The following is a 14,168-nucleotide window of genomic DNA, read 5'->3' on the forward strand; positions in this document are numbered from 1 at the left end:
TCAGCCGGCATAGTCCCGGTCGCTGACCTTCTCCTGCCAGGTCACCACCGAGCCGTCGACGGCTTCCTGAATGGCGATGTGCGTCATGGCGACCTCCGGTGCCGCCCCGTGCCAATGCCGCTCCTCCGCGGCGAACCAGATCACGTCCCCGGGGCGAATCTCCTCGACCGGGCCGCCTTCGCGCTGCACACGTCCCACCCCATGGGTCACGATCAGGGTCTGACCGGCGGGATGCGTGTGCCAGGCGGTGCGCGCCCCCGGCTCGAAGGTCACGGCGGCGCCGGAGGCGGTCCCGGGCGTCTCGGCCGAAAACAACGGATCGATTCGCACGGTGCCGGTGAAGTACTCCTCCGGCCCCGGTTGAGACGCTTGGCTGCCTGCGCGGGTAATCTTCATGGTGAACTCCTCTCGCAATGGGATACCGGCTCGCCACGCGCTACCGATCAAGACTCTGGAAGCCCGGGGTAGCGGCACGGAACGGATCCGGAAAAGACGGGGTGTCTGGAAAGATTGCGTACCTAGCAAGGTAGTAGGGGGCCGCTTATCGAAAAACGGGGGTAGGTTGCTAGAAGTTATGAACACGGATCATGAATCCGCAGTCCCCCCAAGCCGTTCGAAGCGATAGACGAGGGCCGGTCCCCCGGGCTGCTCGTAGGCGAGTTCGGCGGTCACCATAGCGAAAGGCTCGACGAAACGGGCCGTACGCAGCGGACCGGCGTCGAGGGGCTCATAGCCGACGTCTCGGATCAGCCGGCGGGCCACCGACTTCGCCTCGGCATCGTCGCCGTAGTAGAGCAGATGTGGTCGCGGCGAGGCGGCTTCCCGCGCGGCAAAGACCTCGAACAGGGCTTCGCTGGGACAGCTATTGAAGGCCGAGACGAGTCGCGCCCGGGGCAGCCGCCGGGCAAGGACCTCCGCCCCGGAGGTGGTGGTGCCCAGCACCAGGTCGCGGTTGTCGAGATCGAGGGGCACACAGCAGTTCACCACGACCCGGCCCGCCAAGTTGCCAGCCTGTCCCAGCACGTCGTCGATCCTTGACCAGTGCACGGCCAGCAGCACGGCGTCGGCCCCATCGATGGCCTCGGCGGGTGTGCCCGCCCTTGCCCCTGCGTCCCGAGCGAGGCGCTCCAGCCTCTCAGGGCGGCGCGAGTAGCTGAACGTCACGTCGTGGCCGGCCCAGGCCCAGAGGGTTCCGAGCTTGGCTCCCATCAGGCCGGTGCCGAGTACCCCGATCTTCATGAAGGTCTCCCATCAAGATGCTTCACCTGACGGTAGCACCCTGGTCGTGGCTGATAAGCTGCTACAATCGCAAAACAATTATGAGAGGGGCTCATCAATGCTGAGGGAGAACGTCACCGACCTGATGTCCTTCGTCGTCGTCGCCCGGGTCGGCAGCTTTACCCGCGCCGCGGCGCAGATCGGCGTCTCGCAATCGGCGTTGAGTCACGCCGTGCGAGGGCTCGAGAGCCGGCTCGGCGTTCGCCTGCTGACGCGCACCACTCGCAAGGTGACGCCGACGTCGGAAGGGGAGCGCGTCCTCGAGCGGATCGCGCCGCACTTCTCGCAGATCGAGGAGGAACTCGAGGCACTGGTCGAGATGCGCGACCGGCCTGCCGGAACGATCCGCATCACGGCCACCGATCACGCCGCCGACGCCGTGATCTGGCCGAAGCTCGCGCCAGTGCTGAAGGAATACCCGAACCTCAAGGTGGAGGTCGTCACCGACTACAGCCTGACCGACATCGTGGCCGAGAAGTTCGACGCCGGCGTACGACTGGGCGAGCAGGTCTCCGAGGGCATGATCGCCGTCCGCGTCGGCCCGGATTTCCGCATGCAGGTGGTCGGGTCGCCTGCCTACTTCAAGGACCGGGAGAGGCCCCGGGTGCCGCAGGACCTGACCGACCACGACTGCATCAACCTGCGCCTGCCCACACATGGCGGCCTGTATGCCTGGGAATTCGAGAAGGAGGGGCGTGAGCTGAAGGTGCGGGTGGACGGCCAGTTCACGTTCAACACCATCTATCCGGTGGTACGTGCCGCCCTCTCGGGATACGGACTCGGCTATGTGCCGGAAGACCTGGTGCGGGCCCACATCAAGGCCGGCGAGCTGGTATCGGTCTTGGATGAATGGAGCCCGCCTTTCTCCGGCTACTTCCTCTACTACCCCCACCGCCGGCAGTCCTCCCTGGCCTTCGGTGTCATCGTGGACGCCTTGAAGCATCGCTCCTGACGCCGTCACTCATGAATCTCCTTCATAACAGTATCCTGGTCAGCAGGCTTGTTCCCTGACACCCCCCTTGCCACCGTGTAAGGCGGCTCGGCCCGCATCGCCTCGACGACCGAGCACCCTCATGACCAGGAGACGACGATGAAACTCGCATCCGCTTCATTGCTGACACTCGCCATGTCGACGGCGGCGGTCCTGCCCGCCCTGGCGAAAGACCCTACCGCCGACCCCTCCTCGGAGGTGCCCAGCAACCAGGACATCGCCGCCGTCTCTCCCGCCCTGGCGGAGTACCACGAGGATCTGCTGTTGGATGAGGTATGGGGCCGCGAGGGGCTCTCGGCCCGGGATCGCAGCGTCGCCACCCTGGCGGCCGTGATCGCGCGTAATCATCGGGTCGAGATCCGGATCCAAGTCGAGCGGGCGCTCGACAACGGTGTCGAGCCGGCGGTGATCTCCGAGACCATCACCCAGCTGGCCTTCTACACCGGCTGGGGCAATGCCATGTCGGCGGTCACCGTCGTCCAGGACGTCTTTGCCGACCGCGGCATCGGCGCTGACCAGCTGCCCGACGCCGACCCCGAGCTGCTGCCGCTCGACATGGAGGCCGAAGAGGCTCGAGAGGCAAGCGTCGAGGCCACCTACGGCGGCTCCTCCGATGGGGTGCTCCATTACACCACCGACGTGCTCTTCCGTGACCTCTGGCTGCGCCCGGCCCTGAGCCCGCGAGACCGCAGCCTGGTCACGGTCAGCGCCCTGATCGCCGCCGGCAAGACCGAGCAGGTCGGCTTCCACCTCAACCGCGCCATGGACAACGGCCTGACCCGCGGCGAGGCCTCGGAGCTGCTGACCCAGCTGGCGTTCTACGCCGGCTGGCCCAACGTCTTCTCGACCCTGCCAGTCGCCAAGGAGATCTTCGAGTCACGCGCCGAGTGACGCTCGACCCGCCGGTCGTGCCCCCTCTGAACCGACAAGACAGCTCCAGGAGAGAGTGATGCCCACCCTGACGATCAACGGCCAACAGCATGACGTAAACGTGCCGGAGCGGATGCCGCTGCTCTGGGCGCTGCGCGATGTGGTCAACCTGCCCGGCACCAAGTTCGGCTGTGGCATGGGCCTGTGCGGCGCCTGCACGGTGCATCTGGATGGCCAGGCCACGCGTTCCTGCATCACCCCGATCTCCGCCGCCCAGGGGCGCGATATCACCACCATCGAGGCGCTGGCCGAGGACGCCACCGGCCAGCGGGTCCAGCAGGCCTGGCTGGATCTGGGCGTGGCGCAGTGCGGCTACTGCCAGAGCGGCCAGATCATGAGTGCCACCGCGCTGCTCAAGAAGACGCCGGACCCCAGCGACGAGCAGATCGTCGAGGGCATGAGCGGCAATCTCTGCCGCTGCGGCACCTATCAGCGCATCCAGCAGGCGATCCACCGCGCTGCCGGCCACGAGGAGGAACAGGCATGAGCTCGACTCGCGACACGCTGCTGCTGGCCAACGTCAGCCGCCGCCACGTGCTCAAGGGGCTGGCGGCCACCGGGGCGCTGGTGCTCGCCGCGCGCTGGGACCTGTCCCTGGCCCAGGAGGAGGAACAACAGTATGGCGCCGACGCCATGCCCCACGGCTGGGTGGACGACCCCAACGTCTTCATCCACATCGCCCCGGACGGCACGATCACCGTGGTCAACCATCGCGCCGAGATGGGCCAGGGCATCCGCACCAGCCTGGTGATGGTGGCCGCCGACGAGCTGGGCGCCGACTGGGAGCGCGTCCGCGTCGAGCAGGCGCCGGGCGACGAGGAGACGTACGGCAACCAGAACACCGACGGCTCGCGCAGCATGCGCCACTGGTTCGATCCCATGCGCCGTGCCGCGGCGTCGGCGCGCACCATGCTCGAGCAGGCGGCCGCCGACCAGTGGGGCGTGCCGGTCGGCGAGTGCCGCGCCGGCGTCCAGGTGGTCGTCCATGCGCCCAGCGGCCGGGAACTCGGCTTCGGCGAACTCGCCGCCGCGGCGAGTCAGCTGCCGGTGCCGGCACGCGACACCCTGCGCCTCAAGTCCCGCGACGAATGGCGCTACATCGGCCAGCCGACCGGCCCCACCCGCGAGCGGCGCGGCGACGCGGTCACCCGCCCGCTGGCCATCGATGGCGAGGAGATCGTTCAGGGCCGCGCCGTGTACGGCGCCGACGTCCGCCGAGACGACATGCTGTTCGCGGTGATCGCCCGGCCGCCCGTCTACGGCGCGAGACTCGCCAGCGTCGACGACAGCGCCGCCCTGGCGGTGCCCGGCGTGCGGCGCGTGGTGCCGATCGAGGGAACCGGCCAGCCCGCCGGCTTCCAGCCGCTGGGCGGCGTGGCGGTGGTGGCCGACAACACCTGGGCGGCCATCGAGGGGCGCAAGGCCCTGACGCTCGAGTGGAACCTCGAGCCCGCGGGCAACAACGCCGACTACGACTCGGCGGCGTATTACGAGACCCTCGAGGCGGCCTCGCGCTCGCCGGGCAAGGTCATCCGCGACCACGGCGATATCGAGGCCGCCCTCGGGGACGCCGAGACGCGTCTCGAGGCGACCTACAGCATGCCGCACATGGCCCAGGCGCCCATGGAGCCGCCGGTGGCCCTGGCCCAGGTGGCCGACGGCCGCGCCGAGATCTGGGCGCCGGTGCAGAACCCCCAGGCCGCGCGTGACGGCGTCGCCAGCCGGCTCGGCCTGTCGCCCGAGAACGTGACCGTCCACGTGACCCTGCTGGGCGGGGGCTTCGGCCGCAAGTCCAAGCCGGACTACATCTTCGAGGCCGCCAGCCTGGCCGCCGAGCTCGAGGGACGCCCCGTGCGGCTGCAGTGGACCCGCGAGGACGACCTTCACCACGCCTATTTCCACGCGGTGTCGCTGGATCGCCTGGAGGATGGCCTGGACGCCGACGGCAAGGCGGTCGGCTGGCGCCACCGCACCCTGTCGCCGAGCATCGGTTCGCTGTTCGCCGAGGACCCCGAGCACAAGCAGGCGTTCGAGCTCGGCATGGGCTTCAACACCCTGCCCTTCGATATCCCGGCCATCCGCCTGGAGAACCCCGAGGCCGAGGCCCACGTGCGCATCGGCTGGTTCCGCTCGGTGTTCAACCTGCCCCACGCCTTCGCCATCCAGAGCTTCGCCTCGGAACTGGCCGAGGCCGCCGGGCGCGACCACCGCGACTACCTGCTCGAGCTGCTCGGGCCGGCGCGCCGGATCGACCCGCGGGAGATCGGCGAGACGTGGAACTACGGCGAGAACCCCGAGCGCTACCCGATCGACGTCGGCCGCCTGCGCAAGGTGATCGAGACGGCCACCGAGGCGGCCGAGTGGGATCGCGAACGCCCCGTGGGCCGAGGCCTGGGCCTCGCCGTGCACCACAGCTTCGTCTCCTACGCCGCCGTGGTGTTCGACGTGGAGGTCGGTGATGGCGGCGAGCTGACCATCCACAGCGCCGACATCGCCTTCGACTGCGGTCCGCAGGTCAATCCCGAGCGCATCCGCGCGCAGATGGAGGGCTCCTGCATCATGGGGATCGGCATCGCCCTGCAAAGCGAGATCACCGCCAGCGACGGGCGCATCGAGCAGGACAACTTCCACCAGTACCTGATCCCACGCATGGCGAACGCGCCCAGAGTGACCCGCGTGCACCTGATCAACGACGATCCCGAGGTGGCCATGGGCGGCGTCGGCGAGCCGGGGCTGCCGCCGGTGGCACCGGCGCTGTGCAACGCCATCCATGCCGCCTCCGGCAAGCGCATCCGCCGCCTGCCGGTGGGCGACCAGTTGGCGGGCTGACCGTGCAGCATCTGGACCGGCAGGTGATCGAGCGCGCCCTGGCGTGGGTCCGCGAGGGGCAGACCCTGTGGCTGTGCACGGTGCTCGCCACCTTCGGCTCCTCGCCCCGCGCACCGGGGTCGATGCTGGTGGTGTGCGACGACGGTCGCCACGTCGGCTCGCTGTCGGGCGGCTGCGTCGAGGAGGATTTCCTGGAGCGCCTGGCCCGGGGTGCGTTCGCAGCACCGGTCTCCACGCTGCGCTATGGCGGGGGCAAAGGCGAGGGCGGCGTCGAGAGCGTGCACCTGCCCTGCGGCGGCGTCCTCGACGTGCTGGTCGGGCGCCTGCGCCCCGAGCCCGACACCCGGGACCATCTGGAGGTGCTGCTGGCCACGCTCACCGGCGAGCGCGCCCTGGCCCGCCGCGTCGATCTCAATAGCGGGGCTCGCAACTTCGTGGAGGACGCCGGCGTGGGCGAACGGGTCGTCCGGGACACCGCGCGCGACGCGGTGCAGATTCGCCTGACGCCCGCCGCACGGCTGATCATCGCCGGGTCCTCACCGGTCTCGGCGGCCTGCGCCGACTTCGCCCGTACCCTGGGATTCGAGGTGATCGTCTGCGACCCGCGGGAGGAGGCGCTGGCCGCGCTCGACGTGCCGGGCATCGAGCGGCGCGCCGACCTCCCCTCGCGCTTCATCGCCTCGGGGGCCTGCCATGCCGCCACCGCCGTGGTGGCGCTGACCCATGACCCGCGCATCGACGACCTAGCGATGATCGAGGCAGTGCGCACGCCCGCCTTCTACATCGGGGTGATGGGCTCGCAGCGGACCTCGGCGGCCCGCGCCGAGCGGCTGCAGCGCTCCGGCGGCCTGAGCCGGGACGAGGTCGAGCGCCTGCACATGCCCATCGGCCTGGCACTCGGCAGCAAGACCCCCGCCGAGATCGCGCTTGCGGCCATGGCCGATATCCTGCGTGTGCAGCGAGGAAAGGCGCGGGATGCGCTCTGACCGTCTGGTCGCAGTGATCATGGCGGCGGGCCGGTCGCGTCGCTTCGGCCAAGAGGACAAGCGCGTCGTCCGGCTGCCCGAGGGCAGACCCTTGTTGGCCACCACGGTGGCCAGGGCGAGCGAGGCCTTTCCCCGGCTTCGGGTCGTCCTGCGCGAGGAGGACGATGTGAACCATCTCGGCCTCTCCAACGCCACGCCCGTGATTCGCGCCACTCGCTCCGACCGAGGACTGGGAGCAAGCCTCGGCGAGGCGATCACTGTCCTCGACAACGACACGGCGCTGGCGGACGTCGCGGCCGTAGCCATACTGCTCGGCGACATGCCCTACCTGCGCCTCGACACCCTTCATGCGCTGCAGCGACTGGCGAGGTCTTCACGCATCGTGAGGCCCCGCCATGCCGGGCGAACCGGTCATCCGGTGCTCTTCGGACGGGATTTCTGGTCGGAGCTAGCGGCCCTCAGTGCATGTCGCCGTGGTGGCCGTCGGCGGCCTGGCTGCCGGTCGCCGCGTCCTGCACCCAGACCTCCACCTCGACCTCGTCGCGCTCGGCGAACTCCAGGGTCAGCGGGAAGCTGTCCCCCTCGGCGAGCGGCCCCGTCAGCTCGATCAGCATCAGGTGATAGCCGCCGCCGGGGCGCATCCGGATCGGGGCGCCGGGAGCGATCTCGAGCCGCGGTACCGGCCGCATGCGCATGGTGCCGTCGGCCATCTCCATGGTATGGATCTCCACCACCTCGCTGGCCGGGGAATGGGCGCCGACCAGCACGGCCGGGGTGTCGCCGGTGACCTCGAGGTCGAGATAGGCCCCGCCGCTCACGGCCCCCGGCGGGGTCGGCGTGGCGAAGGGGTGGGCGATGCGCAGGTCGTCGGTGGTCTGCTCGTGGGCGGCGGCCAGGCCCGGCAGCAGGCCGGCGGCGAGCAGGGCGGTGGCGAGCAGGGCGGTGGCGAGTCGGCGAAGCGGTCGGGTCATCGTCGGATCCTTGTCGGCCAGGGACGGGGCTCGGGACACTCAAGCCTAAGCCCTGCGAACGGCAAGGCAAGCGGCACGATGTCGCAAGGCTCAGTCGGGCAGGCGGGCGAGCAGGCTCGCCAGCGGGGCGTCGGCGGGCAGCACGCCATAGACCGGGGCGGGCGTCTCGCCGAGCCGGGTGCGACAGAAGGTCTGGCCGACCTCGGGCGGGGCCTGGCGCAGCAGCAGTGCCGCCTGCAGGCACTGCGCCAGGCGCTGGGTCAGCCAGCGAGCCCGGGGCTCGAGGGCCTCGGGCGGTTCGCCGAGCTGTCGTTCCAGCTCGGCGAGGGCGCGGTCGAGCACCGGCGAGGCCCCCTTCGCCTCGTCGAGCTCCTTCCTCAGGGCCTCCAGGGCCTCGGGGTGGCGTCCCAGCACCCGCAGCACGTCCAGACAGATGACGTTGCCCGAGCCTTCCCAGATGGAGTTGACCGGGGCCTCGCGGTAGAGCCGGGCCAGCGGCGTCTCCTCCACGTAGCCGATGCCGCCCAGGCATTCCATGGCCTCGGCCAGGAAGCCGGGCGCGCGCTTGTTGTGCCAGTACTTGGCCAGCGCCGGCAGCAGCCGGGCCAGGGCCCGCTCGTGGTCGTCGTCCCGGGCGGCCCCGTCGAAGGCCCGGGCGGCGCGCATCACCAGGGCGACGCCGGCCTCCACCTCCAGGGCCAGGTCGGCGATCAACACCCGCATCAGGGGCTGCTCGGCCAGGCGCCGGCCGAAGGCCTTTCGGACCTGCACGTGACGCCACGCCTCGATCAGCCCCTGACGCATCATCCCCACCGGCGCGGTGGCGGCATCCAGTCGGGTCTGCTGGACCATCGACAGGATGGTGGCCACGCCGCGTCCCGGCTCACCCACCGGTTCCGCCCAGGCCCCCCGGTACTCGATCTCCGCCGAGGCATTGGCGCGGTTGCCGCACTTGTCCTTGAGGCGCTGGAGCTCGATGGGGTTGCGGCCGCCGTCGGGGGCGAAGCGCGGCACCAGGAAACACCCCAGGCCCTCGTCGGTCCGAGCCAGGGTCAGGAAGGCGTCCGACATGGGCGCGCTGCAGAACCACTTGTGGCCGGTCAAGCGCCAGCCGTCTTCGCCGGCCTCGGCGCGGGTGGTGTTGGCGCGGACGTCGCTGCCGCCCTGCTTCTCGGTCATCGCCATGCCGAAGGTCAGGGCACTCTTGCGCGGGGCCGGCAGGCCCCGTGGATCGTAGTCCCAGGCCAGCAGACCCGGCGACCATTCGGCATGTACCCGCGGCGAGGCGCGAAGCGCCGGCATGGCCGCATGGGTCATGGTCACCGGGCAGCAGAAGCCGGGCTCGGCCTGGGTCAGCAGGTAGAGGGCGGCCACATGCGCCTGGTGGCCGCCGCTGCCTTCCTCCTGCCAGGCCACGGCATGCCAGCCATGATCCATGGCCAGGTGCATGAGCTCGTGATAGGCGGGATGATACTCCACCTCGTCGAGGCGGCGGCCATGGCGATCGAACAGGCGCAGTTCCGGGGGGTGGCGATTGGCGGCCTCGCCGAGGGCCTGGGTCCGGCGACTGCCGACCTCCCGGCCCAGGGGCGTCAGGCGTCGGGCGACCCAGTCCGGTGCCTCGCGCTGCAGGGCTTCCTGCAGGGGAAGGTCGTCGGCCAGGAGGTCGCGATCCTCGGGGGCGGGGGGCTGGTTGGTCACCTCATGGGTGGCCAGGCGATCGCGGGGGGCATGGTCCTGCATGGCGGGCCTCCGGCACGGGGACTGCCCTGAGCATGGTGCCTGCGGACGGACCGGTCAAAAGCCGCGGGCGGTCTCGAGCGGCGATCACAGCGAGGTCCGCACCGACCACAGCTCCGGGAAGAACTGCAGGTCCAGCGCCTTGACCAGGTAGTTCACCCCCGCGGTGCCCCCGGTACCGCGCCGGTAGCCGATGATGCGCTCCACCGTCTTCATGTGGCTGAAGCGCCACTTCTGGAAGTTGTACTCCAGATCCACCAGCTTCTCGGCGAGCTCGTAGAGGTCCCAGTGGGCCGTGGTGTCGCCGTAGATCGCCGCCCAGGCGGCCTCGACCCGGGGCGAGGCCGTGTAGGGCTCGGCCCAGTCCCGTTCCACGAGCTCCGCCGGGATGTCGAAGCCCCGCCGGGCGAGCAGCTGCAGGGTGATGTCGTAGAGGCTCGGTGCCTTCAGCACCGCCTGCAGGTGAGCATGGTGCTTCGGGTGCGCCCGGTGGGCCTCGATCATGCGGGCATTCTTGTTGCCCAGCAGGAACTCCAGCTCGCGGTACTGGTAGGACTGGAACCCCGAGCTCTGGCCCAGCTCGTCGCGGAAGCTCGTATAGTCCGAGGGGGTCATGGTGACCAGCACCTCCCAGGCCTTGATGAGCTGCTCCTGGATCCGGGCGACCCGCGTCAGCATCTTGAACGCCGGGCGCAGCTCGCCGCGGCGGATCTGCTCGGCGGCGCCGTGGGCCTCGTGCAGGCAGAGCTTCATCCACAGCTCCGAGGCCTGGTGGATCACGATGAACAGCATCTCGTCGTGCTGGTCGGACACCGGATGCTGGCAGTCCAGCAGCCTCTCCAGGTCCAGGTACTGGCCGTAGCTCATGTCCTGGTCCCAGTGGACGTTCTCGCCTTCCAGGTCCACCTGCTGGCGGTGATCGGTCGGCCCTGATGGCTGGTCGTGCATCGTCGCTGCTCCCTGGTGAAAGTCGGGGGTTCAAGCCATGTCCTTGACTGTACTCAGGGAGCGGCAGGATTTATATTTCATATTATTTCTCGTATTGAGTAATTTTCTGCATAGCTCATGAGCCCCAGGGTCAGCCTCCGCCACCTTCAGATGGTCAGTGCCATCGCCGAGACCGGGAATGTCTCGGCGGCGGCCAGCCAGATCGGCCTGACCCAGTCGGCCCTGAGCCATCGCATCCGCGAGGCCGAGCGCCTGCTCAACACCCCCCTGTTCCATCGCCGGCAAAAGCGGCTGGTGCCCACCAACGCCGGCGAGCGTCTGTTGCATGCCGCCCGGGTGGTGCTGGGCGAGATCGAGCGGGCGGAGCACGACATCGACAAGCTCTCGGTGGGCATCGAGCACGTGGTGCGCCTCGGGCACGAGGCCTATGGCGGCTATCACTGGCTGCCGGCCTTCCTGGCCGGGTTCCGGACCGAGCATCCGGAGATCGGCATCGAGATCATCCCCGACGTCTCCATGTCCCCGTTCGTGGCGCTGCGCGACGGCCTCATCGACCTCTCGATCGTCTCGGGGCCCGTCACCCGGCCGGGATTCCGGGCCCTGCCGCTGTTCACCGACGAGATGTGCGCGGTGATGGCGGAAGGGCATCCCCTGGCCGGCCGGGCCTGGCTCACGCCGCAGGAGATCGCCGCCGAGCCCTACGTCACCTACCACACCACCCCGGCGGGAGGGCGCGAATACGAGCAGGTCTTCACCCGCTACCGGGTGCTGCCCACCGAGGTGCTGCGGGCCGGGGTCACCGAGGCGGTGGTGGCCTTCGTGAGGGCCGGCCAGGGCATCACCATCATGCCCCGCTGGACCCTGGCCCCCTACCTGGCCCAGGGGGGGCTGGCCACGGCCGGCGTCACCGAGCAGGGGCTGGCCATCGACTGGCAGGCGGTGCTGCGTCGCGACGAGCCGACGGATTCCCCGGCGGCGCGGCTCGCCGCGGCCATGGAAGGGGCCGATCTGGCTCGGCTGTAAGGCGGGCGCGTGACGCTCCGGGCCTGACTGAGTAGGCTGAAGGCATTTCCCCGGAGAGCCGCGATGACCGACGACGCCCTGGCGCCCCCACCGTTGCCCACCCCCCGGATCGCCGACGAGAGCATCCAACTGGTGGATGCCCGCAACCGACCCTGCGGCAGCGCGCCCCGGGCCGCCATGCGCCGCTACCGCTACTGGCATCGCGCCACCTACATCGTGGTGCGCAACCCCGCCGGCGAGATCTGCGTGCAGCGGCGCACCCTGACCAAGGAAGTCTTCCCCGGTGGGCTGGACCTCGCCGCCGGCGGGGTGGTGGGGGCCGGCGAGGCGGTGCACCTGGCCGCTCGTCGCGAGCTGGCCGAGGAGCTGGGCATCGAGGGCGTCCCACTACGCCATGTCCTCGAGTTCGTGCATGCCCAGGGGGGCAACCATATCTTCGGGAGTGCCTACCTGGTCGACTACGAGGGCCCCTTGAGGCTGCAGGAGGAGGAAGTGGCGGCGGCCTTCTGGTGTCCGCCCGGCAAGGCCCTCGCCCTCGAGGACGTCACGCCGGACACCCGCCAGGCCGTGGAGGCCCTGGTGGGGGCCGGCTGGCTGGGGGCCGCGGCGTGAACCGGCCGGTGGAGCGCGAGAACCTGGCGGCGGTGCTCGCCGCCCTGGAAGGGGTGGTGCTGGGCAAGTCCCGGGAGGTGCGGCTGGCCCTGTGCTGCCTGCTGGCCCGGGGGCACCTGCTGATCGAGGACCTGCCCGGACTGGGCAAGACCACCCTGGCCCAGGCGCTGGCCCGGGTCACCGGCCTGGACATGCAGCGCCTGCAGTTCACCAGCGACCTGTTGCCCGCCGACGTCCTCGGCGTCTCGGTCTTCGATCCCCGCCAGGCCAGCTTCCACTTCCATCCCGGCCCCATCTTCCACGGCCTGGTGCTGGCCGACGAGATCAACCGGGCCACGCCCAAGACCCAGAGCGCCCTGCTCGAGGCCATGGAGGAGGGGCGCGTCACCGTGGAGGGGGAGACCCGGGCGCTGCCGGACCCCTTCTTCGTCATCGCCACCCAGAACCCCCAGGAGCAGGCCGGCACCTTCCCGCTGCCGGAGTCCCAGCTCGACCGCTTCCTGATGCGGCTGTCCCTGGGTTACCCCGATCCCCGCGCCGAGCGGGAGATCCTGCGCGGCCGAGCGGGCCGGGAGATGCTCGCCCGGCTGCCGGCCCTGCTCGACGCCACGACCCTGCGTCACTGGCAGGATCGCTGCGAGACCCTGCATGTGGCCGATGCCCTGCTCGATTACGTCCAGGCCCTGGCGGCGGCCAGCCGAGAGCAGCCCGATCAGGCCTGGGGGCTCTCGCCTCGCGGGGTGCTGGCGCTGCTGCGGGCCGCCCGGGCCTGGGCACTGCTCGAGGGGCGCGACCACGTGCTCCCCGAGGATGTCCAGGCGGTGTGGGAGCCGGTGGCGGGCCACCGCCTGAGCAGCGGCCGGCGCGAGGAAGGCGAGGCCCTCGCCCGACGACTGCTGACCCGGGTGGCGGTGCTGTGAAGGCGCCGGCGCCGGAGGCCTGGCGGGAGCGCCTGCGACGGCGCTGGTATCGTCGCCTGGCCTCGCCGCTCGGCGAGGCGCTCCCTCAACGGCGTCTCTTCCTGTTGCCCACGCGCTTCGGGCTGGGTTGGGCCGCCCTGGTGCCGCTGCTGCTGCTGCTGGGGATCAACTACCAGAACAGCCTGGTGCATGCCCTGGCGTTCTGGCTGTTCGCCCTGGGGGTGGTGGGGCTCTTCCGCGCCTGGCGCAACCTGCTGGGTGTGCGCCTGACCCTGCGCCGGCCCGCGGAGATCTTCGCCGGCGGCGAGGCGCGCCTCGGCGTGGTGGCGCACGCCCGGCGGCCTCGCACGGCGCTTCGGGTACGTTGCGGCGGGCGGTCGGTCCAGCTGGACGTGCGCGACGGCCAGGGGGAGGCCGAGCTGCCCCTGCCGGCCCCGGCGAGGGGCGTCCTGGCGGTGCCCACGCTGGGCCTCGAGAGTCGCTGGCCGTTGGGGCTGGTGCGCGCCCTGGCCTGGCAGTCCCACGACATCGCGCTGCTGGTCTGGCCGCACCCGGTGGCCGAGCCGGCGGCGGATCACCGGCCGGGCGGTACCGGCCTGGACAGCGGCGACTTCGCCGGGCTGCGCCGCTTCACGCCCGGCGACAGTCCCGCCCGACTGGCCTGGAAGCAGTGGAGTCGTACCGGCACCCTGGCCACCAAGGCCTTCGAGGCCCCGCCCCGTGAGAACCTCTGGCTCGACTACGACGCCTGCCAGGGGGATCCCGAGCGGCGCCTCTCCGTGCTCTGCGGCCGGGTGCTGGCCCACCATCGCGCCGGGGATCGTTACGGGCTGCGCCTCCCCGACCAGCTGCTGGCCCCAGGCGAGGGCGAATCGCATCGCCGTGCGGCCCTGGATGCCCTGGCGCGCTGCCGGCCGACGGAGCGCCGGAGGCGGTGAGC

The 14,168-nt window shown here is 70.6% G+C and carries 14 protein-coding genes and 1 pseudogene; 10 read left to right on the plus strand and 5 right to left on the minus strand.

All coding sequences use genetic code 11. From position 1 onward, the window contains the following. Together BEI_RS02315 and BEI_RS02320 are read right to left on the minus strand one after the other, a co-directional pair. Positions 1 to 396, minus strand: coding sequence for a (R)-mandelonitrile lyase (locus tag BEI_RS02315; RefSeq protein WP_097787993.1), 396 nt, complete (start codon positions 394 to 396; stop codon positions 1 to 3). A gap of 189 nt (positions 397 to 585) precedes the next feature. Continuing rightward, the gene (locus BEI_RS02320) at positions 586 to 1,239 is read right to left on the minus strand and encodes an NADPH-dependent F420 reductase (protein WP_097787994.1); all 654 of its coding nucleotides are present in this window, start codon (positions 1,237 to 1,239) and stop codon (positions 586 to 588) included. A 97-nt stretch (positions 1,240 to 1,336) separates the two neighbouring features. Between BEI_RS02320 and BEI_RS02325 the strand changes: the two genes are divergently transcribed. The 6 genes and pseudogenes from BEI_RS02325 to BEI_RS02350 form a co-directional block, all read left to right on the plus strand. After that, entirely contained in the window at positions 1,337 to 2,230 is an 894-nt protein-coding gene (locus BEI_RS02325; protein ID WP_097787995.1) for a LysR family transcriptional regulator, read from the plus strand. Positions 2,231 to 2,368: 138 nt separating this feature from the next. After that, positions 2,369 to 3,160, plus strand: coding sequence for a carboxymuconolactone decarboxylase family protein (locus BEI_RS02330; RefSeq protein ID WP_097787996.1), 792 nt, complete (start codon positions 2,369 to 2,371; stop codon positions 3,158 to 3,160). 58 nt (positions 3,161 to 3,218) lie between these two features. Continuing rightward, positions 3,219 to 3,686 carry a (2Fe-2S)-binding protein gene (locus tag BEI_RS02335; RefSeq protein WP_097787997.1) on the plus strand — a complete coding sequence of 156 codons (468 nt, stop codon included), beginning with the start codon at positions 3,219 to 3,221 and terminating at the stop codon, positions 3,684 to 3,686. Beyond that, complete coding sequence (locus BEI_RS02340; RefSeq protein ID WP_097787998.1) at positions 3,683 to 6,028, plus strand: xanthine dehydrogenase family protein molybdopterin-binding subunit; 2,346 nt, start codon at positions 3,683 to 3,685, stop codon at positions 6,026 to 6,028. The genes BEI_RS02335 and BEI_RS02340 overlap by 4 nt, the downstream gene beginning before the upstream one ends. Positions 6,029 to 6,030: 2 nt before the next feature. Then, the gene (locus BEI_RS02345) at positions 6,031 to 7,014 is read left to right on the plus strand and encodes an XdhC family protein (RefSeq protein ID WP_097787999.1); all 984 of its coding nucleotides are present in this window, start codon (positions 6,031 to 6,033) and stop codon (positions 7,012 to 7,014) included. A 19-nt stretch (positions 7,015 to 7,033) separates the two neighbouring features. Beyond that, positions 7,034 to 7,438, plus strand: a pseudogene (locus BEI_RS02350) (NTP transferase domain-containing protein); the annotation flags it as partial. A 34-nt stretch (positions 7,439 to 7,472) separates the two neighbouring features. Here the strand turns inward: BEI_RS02350 and BEI_RS02355 are convergent. The 3 genes from BEI_RS02355 to kynA form a co-directional block, all read right to left on the minus strand. Beyond that, entirely contained in the window at positions 7,473 to 7,985 is a 513-nt protein-coding gene (locus BEI_RS02355) for a copper chaperone PCu(A)C (protein ID WP_097788000.1), read from the minus strand. Positions 7,986 to 8,075: 90 nt separating this feature from the next. Further along, positions 8,076 to 9,728, minus strand: a complete 1,653-nt coding sequence (locus BEI_RS02360; protein WP_097788001.1) for an acyl-CoA dehydrogenase family protein — start codon at positions 9,726 to 9,728, stop codon at positions 8,076 to 8,078. Between the two features lie 84 nt (positions 9,729 to 9,812). Next, entirely contained in the window at positions 9,813 to 10,673 is an 861-nt protein-coding gene (gene kynA, locus BEI_RS02365) for a tryptophan 2,3-dioxygenase (RefSeq protein WP_097788002.1), read from the minus strand. Between the two features lie 117 nt (positions 10,674 to 10,790). Between kynA and BEI_RS02370 the strand changes: the two genes are divergently transcribed. From BEI_RS02370 to BEI_RS02385, 4 genes are all read left to right on the plus strand, one after another. Next, on the plus strand, positions 10,791 to 11,696 hold the full coding sequence (locus BEI_RS02370; protein WP_227644546.1) for a LysR family transcriptional regulator: 906 nt from the start codon (positions 10,791 to 10,793) through the stop codon (positions 11,694 to 11,696). Between the two features lie 63 nt (positions 11,697 to 11,759). After that, complete coding sequence (locus BEI_RS02375; RefSeq protein ID WP_097788004.1) at positions 11,760 to 12,308, plus strand: NUDIX hydrolase; 549 nt, start codon at positions 11,760 to 11,762, stop codon at positions 12,306 to 12,308. After that, positions 12,305 to 13,228 carry an AAA family ATPase gene (locus BEI_RS02380; RefSeq protein WP_097788005.1) on the plus strand — a complete coding sequence of 308 codons (924 nt, stop codon included), beginning with the start codon at positions 12,305 to 12,307 and terminating at the stop codon, positions 13,226 to 13,228. Before BEI_RS02375 ends, BEI_RS02380 begins: the two co-directional genes overlap by 4 nt. After that, the gene (locus tag BEI_RS02385) at positions 13,225 to 14,166 is read left to right on the plus strand and encodes a DUF58 domain-containing protein (protein WP_193765144.1); all 942 of its coding nucleotides are present in this window, start codon (positions 13,225 to 13,227) and stop codon (positions 14,164 to 14,166) included. Before BEI_RS02380 ends, BEI_RS02385 begins: the two co-directional genes overlap by 4 nt. Positions 14,167 to 14,168: the final 2 nt, after the last annotated feature.

It is taken from the genome of Halomonas beimenensis (assembly GCF_002549795.1).
Taxonomy (GTDB): domain Bacteria; phylum Pseudomonadota; class Gammaproteobacteria; order Pseudomonadales; family Halomonadaceae; genus Halomonas; species Halomonas beimenensis.